The organism is Pseudomonas sp. MPB23, from assembly GCF_046605395.1.
Classification (GTDB): domain Bacteria; phylum Pseudomonadota; class Gammaproteobacteria; order Pseudomonadales; family Pseudomonadaceae; genus Aquipseudomonas.
In genome coordinates this window covers 5718763-5739731 of record NZ_CP176771.1, presented here as the reverse complement: position 1 = coordinate 5739731, position 20969 = coordinate 5718763, and the positions used below count along the sequence as shown (strand labels likewise).

17 protein-coding genes are annotated in these 20969 nt (G+C 59.7%); 10 read left to right on the top strand and 7 right to left on the bottom strand.

The features are described 5' to 3' along the window. Positions 1-51 precede the first annotated feature (51 nt). A complete protein-coding gene (locus ACLH0J_RS25995; protein ID WP_411389655.1) occupies positions 52-1980 on the bottom strand; it encodes a transglycosylase SLT domain-containing protein in 1929 nt (642 codons plus the stop codon). Positions 1981-2193: 213 nt separating this feature from the next. Here ACLH0J_RS25995 and ACLH0J_RS25990 point away from each other — a divergent pair, with 213 nt between their 5' ends. Further along, positions 2194-4113: an ATP-binding cassette domain-containing protein gene (locus ACLH0J_RS25990; RefSeq protein ID WP_411389654.1), complete on the top strand. Its 1920-nt coding sequence runs from the start codon at positions 2194-2196 to the stop codon at positions 4111-4113. Between the two features lie 65 nt (positions 4114-4178). Here the strand turns inward: ACLH0J_RS25990 and ACLH0J_RS25985 are convergent, their stop codons facing one another. Next, on the bottom strand, positions 4179-4625 hold the full coding sequence (locus ACLH0J_RS25985; RefSeq protein ID WP_411389653.1) for a universal stress protein: 447 nt from the start codon (positions 4623-4625) through the stop codon (positions 4179-4181). 106 nt (positions 4626-4731) lie between these two features. On the opposite strand from ACLH0J_RS25985, the gene ACLH0J_RS25980 reads away from it, so the two are divergent. Beyond that, positions 4732-5169: a hypothetical protein gene (locus ACLH0J_RS25980; RefSeq protein ID WP_411389652.1), complete on the top strand. Its 438-nt coding sequence runs from the start codon at positions 4732-4734 to the stop codon at positions 5167-5169. A 230-nt stretch (positions 5170-5399) separates the two neighbouring features. Here the strand turns inward: ACLH0J_RS25980 and ACLH0J_RS25975 are convergent, their stop codons facing one another. Next, the gene (locus ACLH0J_RS25975; protein WP_411389651.1) at positions 5400-5753 is read right to left on the bottom strand and encodes a hypothetical protein; all 354 of its coding nucleotides are present in this window, start codon (positions 5751-5753) and stop codon (positions 5400-5402) included. Between the two features lie 17 nt (positions 5754-5770). Here ACLH0J_RS25975 and fadB point away from each other — a divergent pair, with 17 nt between their 5' ends. The 4 genes from fadB to topA all read left to right on the top strand — a co-directional run bounded on the left by fadB (position 5771) and on the right by topA (position 12195). Continuing rightward, entirely contained in the window at positions 5771-7918 is a 2148-nt protein-coding gene (gene fadB, locus ACLH0J_RS25970) for a fatty acid oxidation complex subunit alpha FadB (RefSeq protein WP_411389650.1), read from the top strand. A 29-nt stretch (positions 7919-7947) separates the two neighbouring features. Next, positions 7948-9123, top strand: a complete 1176-nt coding sequence (gene fadA, locus ACLH0J_RS25965; RefSeq protein ID WP_411389649.1) for an acetyl-CoA C-acyltransferase FadA — start codon at positions 7948-7950, stop codon at positions 9121-9123. Positions 9124-9222: 99 nt separating this feature from the next. Beyond that, entirely contained in the window at positions 9223-9459 is a 237-nt protein-coding gene (locus ACLH0J_RS25960) for a DUF1653 domain-containing protein (RefSeq protein WP_010563748.1), read from the top strand. 114 nt (positions 9460-9573) lie between these two features. Further along, the gene (topA, locus tag ACLH0J_RS25955) at positions 9574-12195 is read left to right on the top strand and encodes a type I DNA topoisomerase (RefSeq protein ID WP_411389648.1); all 2622 of its coding nucleotides are present in this window, start codon (positions 9574-9576) and stop codon (positions 12193-12195) included. A 94-nt stretch (positions 12196-12289) separates the two neighbouring features. Here the strand turns inward: topA and ACLH0J_RS25950 are convergent, their stop codons facing one another. Beyond that, on the bottom strand, positions 12290-13318 hold the full coding sequence (locus ACLH0J_RS25950) for an IS30 family transposase (protein WP_019818564.1): 1029 nt from the start codon (positions 13316-13318) through the stop codon (positions 12290-12292). An 809-nt stretch (positions 13319-14127) separates the two neighbouring features. Between ACLH0J_RS25950 and ACLH0J_RS25945 the strand changes: the two genes are divergently transcribed. After that, positions 14128-14649: a DUF6586 family protein gene (locus ACLH0J_RS25945; protein ID WP_411389647.1), complete on the top strand. Its 522-nt coding sequence runs from the start codon at positions 14128-14130 to the stop codon at positions 14647-14649. A gap of 118 nt (positions 14650-14767) precedes the next feature. After that, entirely contained in the window at positions 14768-15001 is a 234-nt protein-coding gene (locus ACLH0J_RS25940) for a hypothetical protein (protein ID WP_010212068.1), read from the top strand. A 29-nt stretch (positions 15002-15030) separates the two neighbouring features. Here ACLH0J_RS25940 and sulA read toward each other — a convergent pair whose 3' ends face one another. Together sulA and lexA are read right to left on the bottom strand one after the other, a co-directional pair. After that, complete coding sequence (sulA, locus tag ACLH0J_RS25935) at positions 15031-15504, bottom strand: SOS-induced cell division inhibitor SulA (RefSeq protein WP_411389646.1); 474 nt, start codon at positions 15502-15504, stop codon at positions 15031-15033. 10 nt (positions 15505-15514) lie between these two features. Next, positions 15515-16123 (bottom strand): transcriptional repressor LexA, encoded by a 609-nt coding sequence (gene lexA / locus ACLH0J_RS25930; protein WP_003172575.1) that lies wholly within the window; start codon positions 16121-16123, stop codon positions 15515-15517. Between the two features lie 263 nt (positions 16124-16386). On the opposite strand from lexA, the gene ACLH0J_RS25925 reads away from it, so the two are divergent. Both ACLH0J_RS25925 and nagZ read left to right on the top strand, forming a co-directional pair. Further along, positions 16387-17094 (top strand): TetR/AcrR family transcriptional regulator, encoded by a 708-nt coding sequence (locus tag ACLH0J_RS25925; RefSeq protein WP_411389645.1) that lies wholly within the window; start codon positions 16387-16389, stop codon positions 17092-17094. A gap of 145 nt (positions 17095-17239) precedes the next feature. Continuing rightward, the gene (gene nagZ, locus ACLH0J_RS25920; RefSeq protein ID WP_411389644.1) at positions 17240-18250 is read left to right on the top strand and encodes a beta-N-acetylhexosaminidase; all 1011 of its coding nucleotides are present in this window, start codon (positions 17240-17242) and stop codon (positions 18248-18250) included. Between the two features lie 17 nt (positions 18251-18267). Here nagZ and ACLH0J_RS25915 read toward each other — a convergent pair whose 3' ends face one another. Then, a complete protein-coding gene (locus ACLH0J_RS25915; protein WP_411389643.1) occupies positions 18268-20961 on the bottom strand; it encodes a DEAD/DEAH box helicase in 2694 nt (897 codons plus the stop codon). Positions 20962-20969 lie beyond the last annotated feature (8 nt).

The window sequence follows — 20969 nt, the reverse complement described above, 5'->3', positions numbered from 1 at the left end:
TAAAAATGCCCGCATCCTTCGATGCGGGCATTTTTATGTGTGCGTCAGGCTTTATTGATCGTCGAAATACCGCTCATGCCAATCCACCAGCGGCTGCGGCGAATTGAGCTTCTGCCCGTAGATCACTGAATAAGACAGCACGTTCTGCACGTATTGGCGGGTTTCGTCGAACGGGATGCTTTCCACCCATACGTCGAAACTCAGGTGGTCGGCACCGCGCAGCCACTGGCGCACGCGGCCGGGGCCGGCGTTGTAGGCGGCGGAAGCGAGCACGCGGTTGCCGTTGAACTGGCTATGCACTTGACTCAGATAGGCGGCGCCGAGCTGGATGTTTTTGTCCGGGTCGAGTACCTGGGCCGGGGAGGCCAGCGGGATGCTGAATTTGCGCGCGGTGTCCTTGGCGGTGCCGGGCATCAGTTGCATCAGGCCGCTGGCGCCGACGCCGGAGCGGGCGTCGTCCATGAACGCGCTTTCCTGGCGGGTGATGGCGAACACCCAGCTCGAATGCAGGCCGCGCACCTTGGCTTCGCGCACCAGGGTGTCGCGGTGGGCCATCGGGAAGCGGATGTCGAGGTCGTCCCAGTACTGCGCCTGGCTGATGGTACGGATCGCCGGGAAGTACCACTTCATGTCATAGGCCAGCCTGGCCTGGGCGACCATTTCGTCGCGGTTGAAGTGACGGCTGACGTGGTACCACTCGCGGCGGCCATCCACCACCTGGCCTCGCGCATAGAACTCCAGGGCGCGGCGCACACCGGGGGTGTTGCGCACTTTGTTGATCAGTGCCTGGCTCATCAACAGCGGCTTGTTCATCAACTGGTACGGCGCCTTGGAGCGGTCGGCGGCGAGGAAGCCATAGAAATCCCGCTCCCGCGACAGATTCTTGTACAGCACCAGGGCTTGCGGGTTTTGCGGCTCGGCCAGTTCCAGGCTGCGGGCCTGCCAGTAGCGCCAGCGGTTGGTGGTGGCCAGGTCTTGTGGGAGTTTGCGCGTGAGTTGGTAGGCGTCTTCCCAGCGGGCCAGGCGCAACAGCAGGCGCAGGCGCCATTCGGACACGGTGTTGTCGCGCAGTTCCGGGTCGTACTTGGTCATCACCTCAAGGGCGCGTGGGTCGAAGCGCTTGGCCAGGGTCAGGCCGATCTCACGGGCAATTGCCACTTTTTCGTCACGGGAGAAGTGCATGCTGCTGGCATAGCCATCGAGCATGGCCATGGCCTTGTCCGGGTCCTGGCGCGCCAGGCGACGAAGGCCCAGGCCCACGGCGTCAGACATCGCCTCGGTAGCCGGCAGGAAGCGTGACGGGTCGCTGAGCATCTCCGGCTTTTGCGCCACGTCCACCATCAAGCGGCCTTGGGCGCCGAGGGTCGGCAGGGTTTTTACCAGGCTGTTGGCCAGCGCGTAGTTACGGGCTTCGGCGGCGAGCTTGGCGCGGTCCCAGATTTTCTGTTCGGTGAGTTGGCCATCTGCGGCCCACTGCGCGAACGTCGCGTCACAGGCTGCCGGTTGGGATTTGCCGGTCATCCACAGTTTCTCGGCGGTCTTGTAGCCGTCGGCCTTGAGGTTGTGGGTGAGTTGGAATTGGCTATGCAGGCAATCGAGCTCGACGAAATTGAGCTTGGGGTCGTAATACTTTTCAAAGGTCTGCCAGTCGCCACGGTCGGCCAGCCAGCGCAACCAACGCAGTTTCATCCAGTTGGCTTGGGGCAGGTCGCCGTTTTTCGCGAGGAACTGTTCGATTTCCTCGTTGCTGGCGCTCTTCAGGCGGGCGGTCAACTCGTCGTACGCCAGATAAGGCGTCAGCGGGTAATCGGCCAGGGCCTGGCTGTATTGCATGTAAGGGCCGGTATCGCCCCTGGCCAGGGCGCGTTTGGCTTCATCGTAATATTGACGTTGAGTAGTGATATCCACAGCCAGGGCCGATTGAGCGGCGGTGGCGGAAAGAAGCAGACAAGATAAAAAGTTGAAAAGGCGACTGCGCATGAGACGTCCGTGCAGAGAAATCACGACTAGCACCGGCACCGCCGACACTGATTGCCCCTAGCTTAGCCTTTTGCCAGCGGCCGGTGAAAGCTTTGCTGGGCGGTTCATTGAAGTTCGCCGGAAATGTCCTACAGAACGTCTCGACAGCGAAAATGCTGGCCGCATCCCACCCTCAAGTCAGGTAGAATGCGCGCCCAGTTTTTGGAGAAGCGTATGACCCTGCTCAAATTCAGCGATGTGTCCCTTGCTTTCGGCGCTATGCCGTTGTTGGACAAGGTGTCCTGGCAGATCGCCCGTGGTGAGCGGGTGTGCATCATCGGCCGCAACGGCACCGGTAAATCCAGCATGATGAAGCTGGTGAAAGGCGACCAGAAGCCCGATGACGGCTCTGTCTGGCGCGCTCCGGGCCTCAAGATCGGCGAATTGCCGCAGGAATTGCCGGTGGCCGACGGACGGACAGTGTTCGACGTGGTTGCCGAAGGCCTGGACGGCGTCGGTGAGTTGCTTGCGCAATACCATCACCTGGCGCAGAACTGCGTCACCGAAGAAGACCTGGACAAGCTGATGCACGTCCAGCAGGACCTCGAAGCCCGTGACGGCTGGCGCTTGCAGCAACTGGTGGACAGCACCTTGAGCCGCCTGCAGTTGCCGGCCGACAAGACCCTCGCCGAATTGTCCGGCGGCTGGCGTCGTCGCGTCCTGCTGGCCCAGGCACTGGTGTCCGAGCCGGACCTGCTGCTGCTCGACGAACCGACCAACCACCTGGACATCGGCGCCATCGCCTGGCTCGAAGAAGCCCTCAAGGATTTCCAGGGCGCCGTGCTGTTCATCACGCACGACCGGTCCTTCCTGCAGAACCTGGCCACGCGCATTCTCGAACTGGACCGTGGTGGCCTGATCGACTGGAACGGCGACTACGCCAGCTTCCTGGTGCACAAAGAGGCCGCACTGTCCGCCGAAGAAACCGCCAACGCGCTGTTCGACAAGAAACTGGCCCAGGAAGAAGTCTGGATCCGCCAGGGCATCAAGGCCCGCCGCACCCGTAACGAAGGCCGCGTACGTGCCCTCAAGGCCCTGCGCGTCGAGCGCAGCGAGCGTCGTGAGCGGACCGGCAAGGCCAATATCCAACTGGATACTGCCGACAAATCCGGCAAGCAAGTGATGGTGCTGGAAAACGTCAGCTTCCATCACCCGGACGGTCCGTTCCTGATCAAGGACTTCTCCATGGTCCTGCAGCGCGGCGACCGTATCGGCCTGCTGGGCGCCAACGGCACCGGCAAGACCACCTTGCTCAAGCTGATGCTCAGCGGTCTGAAGCCGACCAGCGGCACGGTGGAAGAGGGCACTCGCATCGACGTTGCCTACTTCGACCAGTTGCGTCACCAGTTGGACCTGGAAAAAACCGTGATCGACAACGTCGCCGAAGGTCGCGACTTTATCGACATCGACGGCCAGAGCCGCCACGTTCTCAGCTACCTGGGCGACTTCCTGTTCAGCCCGCAGCGTGCACGTACGCCAGTGAAAGCCTTGTCCGGCGGTGAGCGTGCGCGTTTGCTGCTGGCCAAACTGTTCAGCAAGCCCGCGAACCTGCTGGTGCTCGACGAACCAACCAACGACCTCGACGTGGAAACCCTCGAGCTGCTGGAAGAGGTCCTGCTGACCTTCAACGGTACCGTACTGATGGTCAGCCACGACCGGGCATTCCTCGACAACGTGGTCACCAGCACCCTGGTCTTCGAAGGTGAAGGCAAGGTGCGCGAATACGTCGGCGGTTACCAGGACTGGCTGCGCCAGGGCGGTTCGCCGCGCCTGTTGGGCGTGACCGAGAGCAAGTCCGGCAAGGCCGACCTCACATCGGCGGTGGTGACGCCTGTAGCCGCCGCTGCACCGGTCCAGGAAGCGGCACCGGCTGCCAAGAAGAAGCTCAGCTACAAGCTGCAGCGTGAGCTGGAAGCCTTGCCGGGTGAGATCGACGCCAAGGAGCAGCAGATCGCTGCGGTCCAAGCGCAAATGGCTGACGCGGGGTTCTACCTGCGTCCGGCAGCGGAAACCGCCGCGGTCATCGCTTCCTTGGAAACGCTGAACCAGGAACTGGAAGCATTGGTGGAGCGTTGGGCCGAGCTGGATGCCTGATTGATCCACACGCAATAAAAAGCCCGGCGTTCACGTAAGTGAGCGCCGGGCTTTTCATATCGGTATTACTTGCTGGTGTCTTTGACCAGTCTTACCGCCAGCACATCGCATGGTGCGCCATGCAGCACGTCGTTGGCAGTGGAACCCAGCAGCAGCGCGAGGCCGTGGCGACCGTGGCTGCCGACCACGATCAGGTCGCAATGGTGTTTCTTGGCAATGTCATGGATTTCCTGGCGCGGTTGGCCATAGGTGAGGTGGGAATTTTCCTTGGTCACTTCGGGGTATTTGAGGATCAGGCGCTCAAGGCGCTCCTTGGCCTGGTCAAACTGTTGTTGCTGCAGTTGGGAAAGGTCCATAGGCACGTCGCCGCCAAAGGCCATGGCCATCGGCTCTACGATATGCACCAGTGACAGTTTTGCACCGCAAGCGACGGCAACGGCGCGGGCGCGTTTGATCACTGGATCGCACTCTTCGGTCAGGTCTACGGCGACCAGAATATGTTCGTATGACATGGGGCGTACCTCCAGGGGACTGCAATAAATTCAGTATGGCTGCTTTCCAAGCGGAAGGGTTTGCATCAGGTCAAATCCGCTCATCTAGAAATTCGGGAGTACACATATGACGGTCTGGATAGTGGTGTCAATCCTTGTGGTGGTTCTGAGCCCTCTGGCATGGCTGCGCCCGTCGCGCCATCAGAGCGGGCGCATGGCTCTGCGCATGGAGGCGCGCCGCATCGGCCTGGCCATGCAACTGGCCCCCCAGGAATGGCCGCACTGGCTCAAGCAGGAACCGCCAAGCCCGTGCGCGCAGTACTGTCGGCCACGGCGCGGCAGTACGCCGGCCACTTGGAGTTATTGGCAGATGGAACCCGGTGTGTGGGTCAATCGGTGGCGCGAAGTGTGTGTGGACGAGAAGTTGTTGCCGCATTTTGCGACGCTGCCGGCCAACGTCTACAAAGTCGAGGCCGACGAGCAAATGATCGCCCTGTATTGGGGCGAGAAAGGCGAGGCGAGCGTATTGAAAGACATCGACGCACTGCTCAAGGCCCTGGCCTGACCCATCCCATGCCGGAGCGAGCTTGCTCGCGAAAAACTCAAGAGCGCCCCATACATCCTGGGTGTACGCGTTATCGTTGACGATCTTCGCGAGCAAGCTCGCTCCTACCGGTGCCTTGAATCGCACGCAATAAAAAGCCCGACATCATCATCGGGCTGGGGTTGGCCAGGCAGGCCGGTAAATCGGTGTTTCCTGCGTCGGATATTCATCCAGGCGCGTTACGGTTGTCGCTAGCCTAGCGGCATATCCGGTTCTGTACAGTCTTTTCCCAGATATTTTTCATTATTGATTTCGTGAATAGTTGAATATTGACGAGGTGCGGCCTTTGGGTCGAGGTTCTGAAAGTGACTGGAAAGTCGCGTTTTTCCGAGCCTTTCGAGCGATTGACAATTGTCGGGAATTGGATGAAGGTGGCGTACCCAAATCAAACGGGCGTATGAATTGAGCGTTTGTCTGTCAGACCGCTCATACAGAATCCCGACTATCGCATTGGCGGGTGTGCCTGGCGCATTGGGGTGAGCATTGACGAAATCATCAATGTCCAACCAGAGGCCAGCGTCCGATGTGTACTGTTCAGCTTCCATATCGTGGAGATCAGTTGATGATTTACGAAGGTAAAGCCATCACGGTTAAGGCTCTTGAAAGTGGCATCGTCGAACTGAAATTCGACCTCAAGGGTGAGTCCGTCAACAAGTTCAACCGTCTAACCCTGAACGAACTGCGTCAGGCCGTAGACGCCATCAAAGCAGATGCTTCGGTCAAGGGCGTGATCGTCTCCAGCGGCAAGGACGTGTTTATCGTCGGCGCCGACATCACCGAATTCGTCGAGAGCTTCAAGCTGCCCGATGCCGAGCTGGTGGCTGGCAACCTCGAAGCCAACAAGATTTTCAGCGATTTCGAAGACCTCAACGTCCCGACCGTTGCCGCGATCAATGGCATCGCATTGGGCGGTGGCCTGGAAATGTGCCTGGCGGCAGACTTCCGTGTCATGTCGGCCACGGCGAAAATCGGCCTGCCTGAAGTCAAGCTGGGCATCTACCCAGGTTTTGGCGGCACCGTGCGCCTGCCGCGCATCATCGGTGCCGACAACGCTATCGAGTGGATCGCCGCCGGTAAGGAAAACAAGGCTGAAGACGCACTGAAAGTCGGTGCCGTCGATGCAGTGGTTGCTCCCGACAAACTGGCCGAAGCCGCGCTGAACCTGATCAAAGGCGCCATCAGCGGCGAATTCGACTACAAGGCCAAGCGTCAGCCGAAGCTGGAAAAACTCAAGCTCAACGCCATCGAACAGATGATGTCGTTCGAAACTGCCAAAGGTTTCGTGGCTGGCCAGGCCGGTCCGAACTACCCGGCGCCGGTTGAAGCGATCAAGACCATCCAGAAAGCCGCGAACTTCGGTCGCGACAAAGCCCTGGAAGTGGAAGCGGCAGGTTTCGTCAAACTGGCCAAGACCTCCGCAGCCCAGAGCCTGATCGGCCTGTTCCTGAACGATCAGGAACTGAAGAAAAAGGCCAAGGCCTACGACGAAGTCGCCAAAGACGTGAAACAGGCCGCCGTACTCGGTGCCGGTATCATGGGCGGCGGTATCGCCTATCAGTCGGCGTCCAAAGGCACGCCGATCCTGATGAAAGACATCAACGAGCACGGCATCGAGCAGGGCCTGGCGGAAGCGGCCAAGCTGCTGGTGGGTCGCGTTGATAAAGGTCGCATGACCGCGGCGAAAATGGCTGAAGTACTCAACGGCATTCGTCCTACCTTGTCCTACGGCGATTTCGGCCACGTCGACCTGGTGGTCGAAGCAGTTGTCGAAAACCCGAAGGTCAAGCAAGCGGTACTGGCCGAAGTGGAAGCCCAGGTCAAAGACGACACCATCCTGGCGTCCAATACCTCGACCATTTCCATCACGCTGCTGGCCAAGGCCCTCAAGCGTCCGGAAAACTTCGTCGGCATGCACTTCTTCAACCCGGTGCACATGATGCCGCTGGTGGAAGTGATCCGTGGCGAGAAGTCCAGCGAGCTGGCCATCGCCACGACCGTTGCCTACGCCAAGAAAATGGGCAAGAACCCGATCGTGGTCAACGACTGCCCGGGCTTTTTGGTCAACCGCGTGCTGTTCCCGTACTTCGGCGGTTTCGCCAAGCTGGTCAGCGCCGGTGTGGACTTCGTACGCATCGACAAGGTCATGGAAAAATTCGGCTGGCCCATGGGCCCGGCGTACCTGATGGACGTAGTCGGCATCGACACCGGCCACCACGGTCGCGACGTGATGGCTGAAGGCTTCCCGGACCGCATGAAAGACGAACGCCACTCGGCGATCGACGCGCTCTACGAGGCCAAGCGCCTGGGCCAGAAGAACGGCAAGGGCTTCTATGCCTACGAGACCGACAAGAAGGGCAAGCAGAAGAAGGTTGCCGATCCGTCGGTCCACGAAGTGCTCGCGCCTGTCATCTATGAACAGCGTGAGGTGTCCGACGAGGACATCATCAACTGGATGATGATCGCCCTGTGCCTGGAAACCGTGCGTTGCCTGGAAGACGGCATCGTCGAAACCGCCGCCGAAGCCGACATGGGCCTGGTGTACGGTATTGGTTTCCCTCCATTCCGTGGCGGTGCGCTGCGTTACATCGACTCGATCGGTGTGGCCGAGTTCGTTGCCCTGGCTGATCAATACGCTGATTTGGGCCCGCTGTACCACCCGACCGCGAAGCTGCGTGAGATGGCCAAGAATGGCCAGAGCTTCTTCGGTTAAGCGTCCCATACACTTGAGCGAGAATATTTATGAGCTTGAATCCAAGAGACGTGGTGATTGTCGACTTCGGTCGCACGCCAATGGGCCGCTCCAAGGGCGGCATGCACCGCAACACCCGCGCCGAAGACATGTCGGCGCACCTGATCAGCAAATTGCTGGAGCGTAACGTCAAGGTCGACCCGAACGAAGTCGAAGACGTGATCTGGGGCTGCGTCAACCAGACCCTGGAGCAGGGCTGGAACATCGCCCGCATGGCCTCCTTGCTGACCCAGATCCCGCACACTGCGGCCGCCCAGACGGTCAGCCGCCTGTGTGGCTCGTCGATGAGCGCACTGCACACCGCGGCCCAGGCGATCATGACCGGCAACGGTGATGTGTTCGTGGTCGGTGGCGTGGAGCACATGGGCCACGTCAGCATGATGCACGGCGTCGATCCTAACCCGCACATGTCGCTGCACGCGGCAAAAGCCTCGGGCATGATGGGCCTCACCGCGGAAATGCTCGGCAAGATGCACGGCATTACCCGCGAAGCCCAGGATGCTTTTGGTCTGCGCTCTCACCAGTTGGCCCACAAGGCGACCCTGGAAGGCAAGTTCAAGGATGAAATCATCCCGATGAACGGCTACGACGAGAACGGTTTCCTGAAACTGTTCGACTACGACGAGACCATTCGTCCGGACACCACCCTGGAAAGCCTGGCGGCCTTGAAGCCAGCGTTCAATCCGAAGGGCGGCACCGTGACGGCCGGTACTTCGTCGCAAATCACCGACGGTGCCTCGTGCATGATCGTGATGTCGGCGCAGCGTGCCCAGGACCTGGGTATCCAGCCGATGGCGGTGATTCGTTCGATGGCGGTTGCCGGTGTGGACCCGGCGATCATGGGCTATGGTCCAGTACCGGCCACACAAAAAGCCTTGAAGCGCGCAGGCTTGACCATTGCCGATATCGACTTCTTTGAGCTCAACGAAGCTTTCGCCGCACAGGCCTTGCCCGTGCTGAAAGATCTGAAAGTACTCGACAAGATGAATGAGAAGGTTAACCTGCACGGCGGTGCGATTGCGCTGGGCCACCCATTCGGTTGCTCCGGTGCGCGTATTTCCGGCACTTTGCTCAATGTGATGAAGCAAAATGGCGGCAACCTTGGGGTTGCAACCATGTGCATTGGTCTCGGCCAAGGCATTGCCACCGTCTTCGAACGCATCTAAGCGTTGGGTTGACGGAAGCCGGGGCCCCAGTGCCCCGGTTTTTGTTTTTCGGTATTTTTTATTATTTTTTTTTAACAAATTTTGTGAGGGGGCCAAAACATGAAAGTCGAACCGGGGCTCTATCAACATTATAAAGGTCCGCAGTACCGCGTTTTTAACGTGGCGCGGCACTCCGAGACCGAAGAAGAAGTCGTGTTCTACCAAGCACTGTATGGCGATTACGGCTTTTGGGTGCGCCCGTTGAGCATGTTCCTCGAATCCGTCGAAGTTGACGGCGAACAGGTCCCGCGCTTTGCTTTGGTGCAGGCCGAACCCAGTCTTTTTTCAGGGCAATAACGGCAGGTCGCGCAGACTGCTGCGCTTGACCTCACCTTGTTGCCACTATATATAGCGTTGCCGCGTCAGGCGCCAACTGCCTTTCACTTCTCGAATTCAGGAATTTTCCGATCCATGGGCAAATCGCTGGTCATTGTGGAATCCCCGGCTAAGGCCAAGACCATCAACAAGTACTTGGGTAACGAGTACGTGGTGAAGTCGAGTATCGGCCATATCCGAGACCTGCCCACCAGCGGTTCGGCTAGCGCCAGCAAGGAGCCTGCCGCCAAGCGCGGCAAGGCCGCCGCGGGCGAAGGTCCGGTGCTTACCCCTAAAGAGAAAGCGCGCAAGCAGCTGGTCTCGCGCATGGGTGTGGACCCGGAACATGGCTGGAAGGCCAAGTACGAAATCCTTCCGGGCAAGGAAAAGGTCATCGAAGAGCTGCGCCGGCTCGCCAAAGATGCCGACACCATCTATCTCGCAACGGACTTGGACCGCGAAGGGGAAGCCATTGCCTGGCACCTGCGGGAAGCCATCGGCGGTGATGACAGCCGCTACAAGCGTGTGGTGTTCAACGAAATCACCAAGAAAGCCATCCAGGAAGCCTTCTCCAAGCCGGGCGAGCTGGATATCGACCGTGTCAACGCCCAGCAGGCCCGTCGTTTCCTCGACCGCGTCGTGGGTTACATGGTCTCGCCACTGCTGTGGGCCAAGATCGCCCGTGGCCTGTCCGCCGGCCGAGTGCAATCGGTAGCGGTCAAGCTGGTGGTGGAGCGTGAGCGCGAAATCCGTGCGTTCAACCCCGAAGAATACTGGGAAGTCCACGCTGATCTCGGCACCGCCAAGGGCGCCAACGTGCGCTTTGAAGTGGCCCGCGAAAAAGGTGAGGCCTTCAAGCCGCTGAACGAAGCCCAGGCCATGGCCGCGCTGGAGAAGCTCAAGGCCTCCAGCTACAGCATCGTCAAGCGTGAAGACAAACCGACCAGCAGCAAGCCGTCGGCACCGTTCATCACCTCCACCCTGCAACAGGCCGCGAGCAACCGCCTGGGCTTCGGTGTGAAGAAAACCATGATGATGGCTCAGCGTTTGTACGAAGCCGGCTACATCACTTATATGCGTACCGACTCCACCAACCTGTCGCAAGACGCGGTGGCGATGGCGCGCACTTATATTGAAAGCGAATTCGGCAAGAAGTACCTGCCGGAGAAGCCGAACGTCTACAGCAGCAAAGAAGGCGCCCAGGAGGCTCACGAAGCGATCCGTCCTTCCGATGCCAACACCGAGCCAAGCAAGCTCAGTGGCATGGAGCGCGACGCTGAGCGCCTCTACGAGCTGATCTGGCGCCAGTTCCTGGCCTGCCAGATGCTGCCGGCGCAATACCTGTCCACCACCGTCAGCGTCGGCGCTGGCGACTTCGAGCTGCGTGCCAAGGGCCGTATCCTCAAGTTCGACGGCTATACCCGCGTCATGCCGCAGATCGCCAAACCAGGCGATGACGATGTACTGCCGGACATGGCCCAGGGCGACACGTTGAAGCTGATCAAGCTCGACCCGTCCCAGCACTTCACCAAGCCGCCGGCCCGTTATTCGGAAGCCAGCCTGGTGAAAGAGATGGAGAAACGCGGTATCGGTCGTCCTTCGACCTATGCGGCGATCATCTCCACCATCCAGGACCGTGGCTACGTGGCGCTGCACAACCGTCGTTTCTATTCGGAGAAGATGGGCGACATCGTCACCGAGCGTCTGTCCGAGAGTTTCTCCAACCTGATGGACTACGGCTTCACCGCCGGCATGGAAGAGAACCTCGATGACGTGGCCCAGGGCGAGCGCGACTGGAAAAACGTGCTGGACGAGTTCTACGGCGACTTCAAGAAGAAACTCGAAGTGGCCGAAAGCCCCGAGAGCGGCATGCGTGCCAACCAGCCAGTCATGACCGACATCCCGTGCCTGACCTGCGGCCGTCCGATGCAGATTCGTACCGCGTCCACCGGCGTGTTCCTTGGTTGCTCGGGTTACAGCCTGCCGCCGAAAGAGCGCTGCAAGGCCACCGTCAACCTGGTGCCGGGCGATGAGATCGCCGCCGACGACGAGGGTGAATCCGAATCGCTGGTGCTGCGTGGCAAGCACCGTTGCCCGATCTGCAGCACGGCGATGGATGCCTACCTGTTGGACGAGAAGCACAAGTTGCACATCTGCGGTAACAACCCGGATTGCGACGGTTACGAGATCGAAGAGGGCAGCTACCGGATCAAGGGCTACGAAGGCCCGAGCCTGGAATGCGACAAGTGCGGCAGCGAGATGCAGCTCAAGACCGGCCGTTTCGGCAAGTTCTTCGGTTGCACCAACCCGACCTGCAAGAACACCCGCAAACTGCTGAAAAGCGGTGATGCGGCGCCGCCGAAGATGGACCCGGTGAAAATGCCCGAGCTCAAGTGCGAGAAGGTCAACGACACCTACATCCTGCGCGATGGTGCTTCGGGACTGTTCCTGGCTGCCAGCCAGTTCCCGAAAAACCGCGAGACCCGTGCGCCGCTGGTGCTGGAAATCGTGCCGCACAAGGATGAGATCGATCCGAAGTACCACTTCCTGTGTGAAGCGCCGAAGAAGGATCCGGACGGTCGCCCGGCCGTGATCCGCTACAGCCGCAAGACCAAGGAGCAGTACGTGCAGACCGAAGTGGACGGTAAGCCTACCGGTTGGAAGGCGTTCTACGAGGGCGGCAAGTGGAAGGTCGAGGACAAGCGCCAGGGTGCTTGATCGGCTCGGTCGAGTAATACGCAGCCGCCTAAATACAGGCGGTGTGTAAAACACAACTTATACCGGGCGGTTGCAGAAGCTGAGTGCAACACGGTTATTGATTTGAAGCTGGAGCATGATGCCGCATAGCCATGGCTTCCTGCATCACCTCGCCCATGACTTCGATCGGGCACTTGAAATCGAAGCGTTTACGGGGGCGCATATTCAGCTCCAAGGCGATGGCATTCAATTGCTCTTGACTGTGTACCGACAAGTCAGTCCCCTTGGGCAGGTACTGGCGGATCAGGCCGTTGATGTTTTCGTTGCTACCGCGCTGCCAGGGGCTGTGCGGGTCGCAGAAGTAAATAGCGACCCCTGTCTGCTGGGTGATTTCAGCATGCCGCGCCATCTCCCGGCCCTGGTCGTAGGTCATGCTCTTGCGCATCGCCAGCGGCATGCTGTTGAGCGCTGCACTGAAGCCCTCCATCGCCGAGGTCGCCGTTGCGTCGTTCATCTTCATCAGCATCAGGTAGCCACTGGTGCGCTCCACCAACGTGCCTACCGACGAGGCGTTGGCCTTACCCTTGATCAGGTCGCCCTCCCAATGCCCCGGCATCAGCCGGTCTTCGATCTCTGGCGGGCGAACATGAATGCTGACCATCTCAGGGATCTGGCCGCGCCGATCCACGCCACCAGAGCGCGGCCGGCGCGTCGTCTTGCCTTGGCGCAGGCAGACGATCAGCTCCTTGCGCAACTCGCCGACCGGCAAGGCATAGATCGCGTTATAGATCGTCTCACGACAGACGTAGGCATCTCTGAGGTTGGGTATGGTCATGCTGCGCAGCTTGCCGGCAATCTGCTCGGGAGACAAACGCTTACGCAGCATGTGGGCCACCAGTTCGAAGCGCTCGCTGCCCGGCACAAGCTTGCGCTTGGGGCGACAAACCTGGCGCCGAATGTTCATCTGTTGCTGGGCGCAGCGGGCCGAGTAAGCACCACTACTGCCTCGATTGCGCTTCAGCTCTCGGCTGATGGTCGAGGGCGACCTGTCAATCAGGCGAGCAATGCCGCGCAGGCTGAAGCCTTGAGCTTGACTGAGTTGAATGATGGCGCGCTCTTCGACGCTGAGTTCGGAATAGGACATAGGGGCAGCACCGTACCGGAAAGGTCAGGTGTTGCACTCAGTTTTCGCGGCCGCCCCGGCTGAAAGCAAATGCCCCGACTTGTCGGGGCATTTGCTTTTGCGGCCTATCAACTTCGGCACTCCGGTTGCGCTTATGGCTTGATAGCGCGCATAAAAAAGATGCGCATATCCAACGACACCGACATTCTCTTGGATCGACGGCAGATTGCTAAGTTTTCACGCAGCCTGTGAAGAGGTGGCTTTTCGGATGTGCCAAGCAGGCTATGTCATAGGTAAGCACCACTGTCTGGGCGTGTAGGGCTATCAGGAAAAAGAGCTGTAGGTGAAGGAACGTTTCCCATAAAGCTGACCACTTATTTGTCGGGTAAATAACCCGCCAATTATCAAGCGAAGGATCAAGTGAAATGGGATTGGAAGTTCTGTTGATGCCCGCAATTAAAACCGCTGAATATTTGATCGGGGAAGGCGCCGAGGCTATTGTTAAACACTTTTAAAAGAAAAAGCTCGAGGGGGAAGAGTCCGGAAAAACAGAAGACAAACAAAAACGTGAGACGCCTCCCCAAGTAAGGTATTAAACCGAACGCGTAAACTAGAAGCTCATAGTGAGCCGTTCAAAAAGGTACTGCCCCCTCTGTTCGAATGAGTTATGCAGTACAACGTATGGCATGTCGAGTTTCCTCACCCCTCTGTAGGGTGATGCGAGAGGGGTGGATATTCATCTGCCGCCTACTCTGTGCTTGCGGTGTGCGCAGTTGATCCGTGACACTGTTGAGCTAGCATCATGCCTATTCGTTGTGGAGGTTGCCGTCATGGCCAACGAACTCTATACCCGTACCAATCAGAAAATTTACTTCGCGGGTTTGTCCCTGGAAGCCCTTGGCCGCGCCGAGGAAGGGAAGGAGATGAACGCCATCGCGCTGGTCCTGGCGGGGCGTGAAGCCGCCTTGTTCCACCTGTATGGCGCCTTGCTGGGGTTGTGCCATGAGATTGCCGGGTTCTACCGCTTGCCCCAGGCCGGTTCGCCCCGCGCGGAAATGATCATCAGCCGCGAAGTGCTGGAGACCATGGCTATCCCAGAGCTCGCCGAGCTGGTGGAAATGGCCCAAAGCCCGGACAGTTGGGTCGCGCGTTTACTCAAAGCCCATGCCGATATGTTCCAGCCACCGCGAATTCCCCGCGTGCCCAAGGGCGACGTGACACAGCCGCTGATCGTGGCGGTTGCGCTGGAAGAGGATGAGCCCAAGCCCCTGAGTCGGGAAGAGCTGGAAGGCTGGCGCCAGGAGCTGAAAAAGATGGCGCTGCGCTTTCGTGAGGGCCTGAACGAGTGCTGAAGACAGGTTCGATTTTGTGTGCACCGTTCATCAAGCGGTAAAGAAACCCCCTCAGATCCTCAACGAGGCCGGGCGGATGACTGATATAATCCCTGCCTTTCGTGGAGAACAGACTTTTATGCCGACGTCCTTTCTGGAAATTGTTGAGTTGCCTGACGGCCGAATCGAGCTGCGCCGTGCTGAGGACGAAGGTTCTCTGGTTATTCTGGATTTTTCCGAAGATGCAAAAGTGTTTCTGCAGGGCCAACACGTTGAAGTGGCCAAAGCCATGTTGAGCGTTGGTGTGCAGATGGCCGGTCGCCTGGCGGAAGGCGAGCCGGAAAAAGAGGATGGGCCACGGGTTCTTCACTGAGTTTCAGGGTGAGCAAGCCCCTCGCCACGTTACCCCAATCGGATATTCAAGCTCTGTGCATCGCCTGTAAGCGCGGCGCTGATCAGTTGTTGCTTGGCAGTGGCGTTCAGCGGGTTCAGCCAGCTCACCACCGTGTGGCTGCGGCCCAGGCGCAAGGCTTCGCAGGTCAATTGTTGGGCGCTTTGGGTGCCGCGGGGTTGCAGTAACAGGATGCGCTCGCGGTTGAGGCCGGCGTCCCGCAGCCAGGCCTGGGTCAGACTGGCGGGTGGCGCGATCAGCGTCAGCCAGCGGGCATCCTGCTCCTCGCTCAGTTCGCGAAGGATCGGTGCCAGTAGGCTCAGGCAGCTCCCGGCCGCACCGCGCAACGACAGTTCACTGAACACCTCGGGTTCGGCGCTCCAGGGCGCTTCGACCGTTTCCTTGAGGATCGGCGCAAGGGGTTGGGCCAGAAAGGCCTCGAACAGCGACAGTTGTGTGTGTTGTGGGGTGTGAACGAGCTGCATGATGCCTCCTTTAGCGGCGAATGACGCCGACGCTCAGGCCTTCGATCACCAGGTCCTGGTCTTTCAGGTTGACTTCAATCGGGGCGAACTCAGGGTTCTCGGCCAGGAGCCAGACCTTGCTGCCTTCGCGCTTGAAGCGTTTGACGGTGACTTCATCGCCGATACGGGCGACGACGATCTGGCCGTTACGGGCTTCGCGGGTAGTGTGGACGGCCAGCAGGTCACCGTCGAAAATGCCTACGTCCTTCATGCTCATGCCATGGACCCGCAACAGGTAGTCGGCGCGGGGATGGAAGAAGGTCGGGTTGATGTTGCAGGATTCCTCGACGTGCTGTTGCGCCAGGATCGGCGCACCGGCGGCGACGCGACCAATGATCGGCAGGGTCGATTCGTCGGCCTTGGCTTCGAAACCCGGGATGCGAATGCCCCGCGAAGCCCCTGGAGTCATCTCGATCGCACCTTTGCGAGCGAGGGCCTTGAGGTGTTCTTCGGCGGCATTGGGGGATTTGAACCCCAGCTCCAGCGCAATTTCCGCTCGTGTCGGCGGGTAGCCGTTGTCATCGAGGCAGCGCTTGATAAAAGCCAGAATCTCAGCTTGGCGTGGCGTCAGTTTTAGCATGTTGATCGCTTTGTCTTTTTATACAGTGACTGGGATTATATACAGTGGACTGTACTTGGCAATCATCCTTTTTTGCGCGTCCGCTGGACGGTCATCGGTTATCTCTCCTACAAAGCAAAGACAGCGCTGCCTACAGAGTTGAAAGGATGTGATTAAATGGTGCTCAAATAGATGACTGCCCGGCCGGAAAGCGAACCCATAGACTTGACAAGACACAGGCTGAAACGTATGTTTCAAACAAGTGTTTGTCAGGCGGAGTAGCCATGGCCCAGTCGGAAACCGTTGAACGCATTCTCGATGCTGCCGAGCAATTGTTCGCGGAAAAAGGATTTGCTGAAACCTCATTGCGGCTGATCACCAGCAAGGCAGGGGTCAATCTCGCCGCCGTGAACTATCATTTCGGCTCGAAAAAAGCCCTGATCCAAGCAGTGTTCTCACGTTTTCTCGGGCCGTTCTGTGCGAGCCTCGACCGTGAGCTTGAGCGCCGCCAGGCCAAAGCCGACCATAAGCCAAGCCTGGAAGAACTGCTGGAGATCCTCGTTGAGCAAGCGCTGGTGGTGCAGCCGCGCAGCGGCAACGACCTGTCGATCTTCATGCGTCTGTTGGGCTTGGCATTCAGCCAGAGCCAGGGCCACCTGCGTCGTTATCTGGAAGACATGTATGGCAAGGTGTTCCGCCGCTATATGTTGCTGGTCAACGAAGCTGCCCCGCGTATTCCACCGATCGAATTGTTCTGGCGCGTGCACTTCATGCTTGGCGCCGCAGCATTCAGCATGTCCGGGATCAAAGCGTTGCGGGCGATTGCCGAGACCGATTTTGGCGTCAACACCTCCATCGAGCAGGTGATGCGCCTGATGGTGCCATTCCTCGCTGCCGGCATGCGCGCCGAAACCGGCGTGACCGACCAGGCCATGGTCGTCGCTCAATTGCGTCCGCGCAGCAAATCCACACCCATCCCCGCTAAGGTTTGACCGTCCCGGGTGTGCGTGGCCGCTGGCATCCGCTAAGCTAGCCGCCCATGCCGATTTCAGCTATTTACGCGCAATCCGTTGTGCTTGCCGCGCTTATCGCGCCGGGTGAGTGCGGTGGATTGTGTGCGTTATTTAAGGAAGGTTTATGACTGCTGCCCTGCAAGGTTCTTTGATGGTCGACGTTGCCGGTACCTGGCTGACGGCCGAGGATCGCCATCTGTTGCGCCAGCCTGAGGTGGGTGGCCTGATCATTTTTGCGCGCAATATCGAGCATCCGCGCCAGGTGCGGGAATTGAGTGCGGCGATTCGTGCCGTGCGCCCGGACCTGCTGCTGGCGGTCGACCAGGAGGGCGGTCGCGTGCAGCGTCTGCGCCAAGGCTTTGTGCGCCTGCCGGCCATGCGCGCGCTGGCGGACAATCCCAATGCCGAATACCTCGCCGAGCAGTGTGGCTGGATCATGGCCACCGAAGTCCTGGCCGTTGGCCTGGACCTGAGCTTCGCTCCGGTGCTGGACTTGGACTACCAGCGCAGCGCCGTGGTCGGCACCCGCTCCTTCGAGGGCAACCCCGAGCGCGCCGCGGTGCTTGCCGGTGCCTTTATCCGTGGCATGAACAGCGCTGGCATGGCCGCCACCGGTAAACACTTTCCGGGTCACGGGTGGGCTGAGGCCGATTCCCACGTTGCCATTCCCAATGATGAACGCAGCCTGGAGCAGATTCGCGCCAATGACCTGGTGCCTTTCGCACGCCTGAGCCGGCAATTGGCGGCGGTGATGCCGGCCCACGTGATTTACCCGCAAGTCGACGCCCAGCCCGCCGGTTTCTCGCGTCGCTGGTTGCAGGACATTCTGCGTGGCGAACTGCAATTTGACGGGGTGATTTTCAGTGACGACCTGTCCATGGCCGGTGCTCATGTGGTGGGGGATGCGGCCAGTCGGATTGAGGCGGCGCTGACTGCCGGTTGCGACATGGGCCTGGTGTGCAACGATCGTGCGGCGGCTGAGCTGGCACTCAGTGCGGCTCAGAGGATGAAGGTCACGCCGTCGGCTCGTATCGCACGTATGCGTGGGCAGGCGATTGCTTCGACTGAGTATAAGCAGGATCCACGCTGGTCGACCGCCCTCACGGCATTGCGCGGGGCTCAACTGATCGACTGAAACCCCCGATCTAGCTGTCAGCGTTTTTCTTGCTTGTTGGGCAGCGGCGCAAACAGCGCCTCGATATCCTCGTTGCCCAACTGCCAATCCCCGGTGGTCCGCCCATCCAGCACGCCGGCTGCAAGATCGGACTTTTCTTTCTGCAGGTGCTGAATTTTTTCTTCCACCGTGCCGCGCGCAATCATCTTGTACACGAACACCGGTTTCTCCTGGCCAATGCGATACGCACGGTCGGTGGCCTGGTTTTCCGTGGCCGGGTTCCACCAGGGGTCATAGTGGATCACGGTGTCCGCTTCGGTCAGGTTCAGGCCTACACCGCCCGCCTTCAGGCTGATCAGAAAGATCTGCAGCTTGCCGCTCTGGAAATCCTTCACCGGCGTGCGCCGATCACGGGTCTGGCCGGTCAGCAGCGCGTAGGCGACGCCGCGTTTTTTCAGCTCGAGTTCAATCAGGCTCAGCATCGAGGTGAACTGGGAAAACAACAGGATCCGACGCCCTTCGGCAAACAGCTCTTCGAGCATCTCCATCAGGCTGTCGAGTTTGCCCGAGCTGCTGCCACGGGCGGGCAGGCTGGCATCGTTGACCAGGCGCAAGTCGCAGCACACCTGGCGCAACTTGAGCAGCGCTTCAAGAATGATGATCTGGCTGCGTGCCACGCCTTTGCGGGTGATCTCGTCGCGGACCTTTTTATCCATGGCCAGGCGCATGGTTTCGTACACGTCGCGCTGGGCTTCATTGAGGTCGACCCAATGGATGATCTCGGTCTTGGGCGGCAATTCCGTCGCCACCTGTTCTTTGGTCCGGCGCAGTAGGAAGGGTTTGATCCGACCGTTGAGGTGCTGCAATCGTACATCGCTGCCGCGCTTTTCTATGGGGGAGCGGTAGTCACGGTTGAAGCTCTTGACGTCGCCGAGCCAGCCCGGCAGCAGGAAGTGGAACAGCGACCATAACTCGCCCAAGTGATTTTCCAGCGGGGTGCCGCTCAGGCACAGGCGCTGCCGTGCATTCAGCTCGCGCGCGGCTTGGGCTGCTTTGCTGGATGGGTTCTTGATGTACTGGGCTTCGTCGAGGATCAGTACGTGCAAGGGCAGGGGGGCGAGCTGTTCGATGTCCTTGGGCAGCAGTGCGTAGGTGGTCAGCAGCAGGTCATAATCCTGCAGGGTTGCGAAGTGTTTCTTGCGCCCCGCACCATACAGCGCCAGCACCTTGAGTTGCGGGGTGAAGTGCGCCGCCTCGTCGAGCCAATTGGGGATCAGGCTGGTGGGCATCACCACCATGCAGGGCCGGTCCAGACGGCCAGCGGCTTTTTCAGTGAGAATGTGCGCCAAGGTCTGCAGGGTTTTGCCCAGCCCCATGTCATCCGCAAGAATCCCGCCTACCTCCAGTTGACGCAGCGACTGCATCCAGCTCAAGCCTTCGAGCTGATAAGGCCGCAGCGTTGCGTTCAACCCTTCGGGAGCCACGCAGGTGAAGTCCTTGATGTCCCGCAGGCGCTGGGCAAAGTTGCGAATCTTTTCGCCGCCTTCCCATTGCAAGGGCAGGTCTTCCAGCGGGTTCAAGCGGATTGCATCGGCTTTTGCCAGGCGCAGCGTGGTGGCACCGGGTTCCTGCAGATAGAACTCGCCGAGGGTTGCCAGCACCGGTTTCAATCGGCCATAGGGCAACGCCACTTGCAGCGGGCCATGGCCGCCATTGGGCAGGCCGGGGATATTCACCAGGATCAGCTCATCATCACGCCGCCGGGCGATTTTTTCCGGGAAGAGGATCTCGGTGTGGGAGCGCATCAGGTTGAGCAGGATCGGCAGCAGGCTCAGGCGTTCGCCATTGACGATGATCCCCAGTTCCAGGTCGAACCAGTCGCGCTCTGGCCCTTCGTCGACGGTGGCATACCAGTCTTCCACCGGGCTCAGGTCAAAACCGAAGTCGTCGTCGATCTGCAGTTCCCAGCCTTCGGCCCGCAGTGTCGGCGATGCGTTGAGGGTGAAGTTCAGCCAGGCGCTGTCATTGACCATCTCGAACAGCTCGCCAGCGCTTTCCGGCAGGGCCTTGCTCTGGCGTGTGGCGATCTTGAAGCCGAGCAGGCGCAGTTGCTCGCGGTACCGCTGCTCCAGCTCGGGATGGCGCTTGATACGCAGGCTCTGGGTTTCCTGACGCACGATGATGTCAGCGTTCTTTTGCCCGCTGACATAGTTGCCCAGATAGTTGAACGACAACGCTGCCCGGTGCTGGATATAACGCTGCATCTTGCCGTTGCGCGGCTCGAACGCACTGAATTCGGCGCTGGCCAACCACAAGCGCGGCACAGGCAACACATCTTCCATCACCACCTGCGGCAGTACTACGCGGTTGTCCAGCACGGCCTGGAGTTTTTCCAGCAGTTCGGCATCCTGGGCAGCGGCCGGATAGGCCAGGGTTTCCTGAACCTTGAGCAGCACGGCGGCAATATGTTTGCAGTTGGTGTGCACCGGGCAAGTACAGCGGCTGTCCACCAGGATCAACGTGCCCTTGGCTGATTCGCGCAGCGAGATGGTCTGCCGATAGACGTTGCTGCCCGAGCCTTCGCAACTGGCGATGATGGTGCTGTCGCCGCACTCGACAATGCGCACGCGATTTTCCAACGCATAACGCCGCCCACGCTCCAGGCTTTGCTCTTTGAAGCGATTGGCCCACGAGGGGGCCAGGGGTTTGGTCAGCGACGACGTCAGGGGCATGGCGCGGG

What these genes read in the sequence shown, in the direction of transcription:
- ACLH0J_RS25995 (WP_411389655.1), bottom strand. Translation starts at nt 1,980, where the DNA reads ATGCGCAGTCGCCTTTTCAACTTTTTATCTTGTCTGCTTCTTTCCGCC.
- ACLH0J_RS25990 (WP_411389654.1), top strand. Translation starts at nt 2,194, where the DNA reads ATGACCCTGCTCAAATTCAGCGATGTGTCCCTTGCTTTCGGCGCTATG.
- ACLH0J_RS25985 (WP_411389653.1), bottom strand. Translation starts at nt 4,625, where the DNA reads ATGTCATACGAACATATTCTGGTCGCCGTAGACCTGACCGAAGAGTGC.
- ACLH0J_RS25980 (WP_411389652.1), top strand. Translation starts at nt 4,732, where the DNA reads ATGACGGTCTGGATAGTGGTGTCAATCCTTGTGGTGGTTCTGAGCCCT.
- ACLH0J_RS25975 (WP_411389651.1), bottom strand. Translation starts at nt 5,753, where the DNA reads ATGGAAGCTGAACAGTACACATCGGACGCTGGCCTCTGGTTGGACATT.
- fadB (WP_411389650.1), top strand. Translation starts at nt 5,771, where the DNA reads ATGATTTACGAAGGTAAAGCCATCACGGTTAAGGCTCTTGAAAGTGGC.
- fadA (WP_411389649.1), top strand. Translation starts at nt 7,948, where the DNA reads ATGAGCTTGAATCCAAGAGACGTGGTGATTGTCGACTTCGGTCGCACG.
- ACLH0J_RS25960 (WP_010563748.1), top strand. Translation starts at nt 9,223, where the DNA reads ATGAAAGTCGAACCGGGGCTCTATCAACATTATAAAGGTCCGCAGTAC.
- topA (WP_411389648.1), top strand. Translation starts at nt 9,574, where the DNA reads ATGGGCAAATCGCTGGTCATTGTGGAATCCCCGGCTAAGGCCAAGACC.
- ACLH0J_RS25950 (WP_019818564.1), bottom strand. Translation starts at nt 13,318, where the DNA reads ATGTCCTATTCCGAACTCAGCGTCGAAGAGCGCGCCATCATTCAACTC.
- ACLH0J_RS25945 (WP_411389647.1), top strand. Translation starts at nt 14,128, where the DNA reads ATGGCCAACGAACTCTATACCCGTACCAATCAGAAAATTTACTTCGCG.
- ACLH0J_RS25940 (WP_010212068.1), top strand. Translation starts at nt 14,768, where the DNA reads ATGCCGACGTCCTTTCTGGAAATTGTTGAGTTGCCTGACGGCCGAATC.
- sulA (WP_411389646.1), bottom strand. Translation starts at nt 15,504, where the DNA reads ATGCAGCTCGTTCACACCCCACAACACACACAACTGTCGCTGTTCGAG.
- lexA (WP_003172575.1), bottom strand. Translation starts at nt 16,123, where the DNA reads ATGCTAAAACTGACGCCACGCCAAGCTGAGATTCTGGCTTTTATCAAG.
- ACLH0J_RS25925 (WP_411389645.1), top strand. Translation starts at nt 16,387, where the DNA reads ATGGCCCAGTCGGAAACCGTTGAACGCATTCTCGATGCTGCCGAGCAA.
- nagZ (WP_411389644.1), top strand. Translation starts at nt 17,240, where the DNA reads ATGACTGCTGCCCTGCAAGGTTCTTTGATGGTCGACGTTGCCGGTACC.
- ACLH0J_RS25915 (WP_411389643.1), bottom strand. Translation starts at nt 20,961, where the DNA reads ATGCCCCTGACGTCGTCGCTGACCAAACCCCTGGCCCCCTCGTGGGCC.